The sequence below is a fragment of the Desulfobacter vibrioformis DSM 8776 genome (assembly GCF_000745975.1).
GTDB lineage: Bacteria > Desulfobacterota > Desulfobacteria > Desulfobacterales > Desulfobacteraceae > Desulfobacter > Desulfobacter vibrioformis.
Map to the genome: position 1 here is coordinate 1 of NZ_JQKJ01000085.1, position 1,285 is coordinate 1,285.

The 1,285-nt window shown below is 47.7% G+C and carries 1 protein-coding gene; it reads right to left on the reverse strand.

The window, feature by feature from the left end:
* Window positions 1-1,103: hypothetical protein (locus Q366_RS21505; RefSeq protein ID WP_156968250.1), on the reverse strand; the 1,103-nt coding region annotated here is incomplete at its 3' end.
* Window positions 1,104-1,285 lie beyond the last annotated feature (182 nt).

Sequence of the window (1,285 nt, forward strand, 5' to 3'; positions counted from 1 at the left end):
TAGCTGGATTTGTTTAGCCACTCTGCCGGACTTTTCAATCCATCGTGATTTTTTATCGTTTTTGGGTTGCATGGAGCAAAATTGTGGATAAGCGCCCACCCCCTGATGCTCAGTTCCGCAGAAGCCAAACTCCCATGAAAGTAAAACGCAGAATTCAGGTGTCGGTCCATTCTCTGCATCAGCCTGTCGACCATATTGCTGGTTCGGAGGCATCCTGGAAGATCGTAGGCCTTTGAATACATTGGGAGGTTTTCCTTCAATTTCTTAATCGGTTTGGATATGACGTCCGGAACCCCATCTCTCACGGCCCATTCGCAGAGTCTGCGAACCCGCTGGGAAAAGGATGCCTTCGAAGTGGCCTCGTAGCAGTTCCAAATCCTGTCTGCCGCAGTTTTGAAAAGCGCGCCGAATTTCTTGCTGCACCTGTCACGAATCTTTATAAAGACGTGCAGGAAGCAACATACGACAAAAATGGTTGGAAATAGAATCTTCCATACGTTCATGGTAGCCTGCCATCCATCAGTATTCACGGACTTGGGAGCGTATTCCGGGTTCAAATTCAAGGCCTCATTCTTGAATACGCCATATCCTTTACTCAAGCCACGCTCTCCTGCGTCTTTGCTGACGGAAGCACCCAATATGCATTGATCGCCAACGGTTGTTGGCACATAAACCTTCTCACCTTTACGCCGGCTGTGCTTCTCATCCGCCCCAAGATTGCCGGGGAGACATTCGGGTGACTTGACCGTGGTTCCGACAAGGCTGTTCCTGCCCAGGCTTTGTTCCATGCGGTACCAGTACATATCGTTCCGGCCGAAGACGTAAGTTAAGGCCCAAAAGGGTACGTTGACCTTTCTGAGAAACAGGGCCTTTTCGACGTCTTCTGCAAAGGCTGTGTGGTATGGCATCACGAAGGAAGGCCTGACCGTGTACGTGATCGAATCCACCGTGATTCGCCTTGTAGGCACGTTAAGCTTTTTAGAACGCCGAATATCCTTCAACCCGTATCCGTTCCGGATTCCATCGGGGAAAAGCTCGGAATGCTTTTCGATGAAATTGTCCACTATTCTTTTGAATTTTTTGGGATCCTGAATCGAAACCATATATTTCTCTTGATCAAAGGGGAGTACAATTGTACGATTCTTTCGGGGAGTTGGCTTTGTTGTCTGAATTTTCGTTGCTCCTTTCATTTTTCAGGTTATGCTTTGCAACTTAACCATGAACGAAAGCACTCTAAAAATCCAGTCAAAAGGTCACCCCCCAAATCCGTTATAGCCAGAAAAAA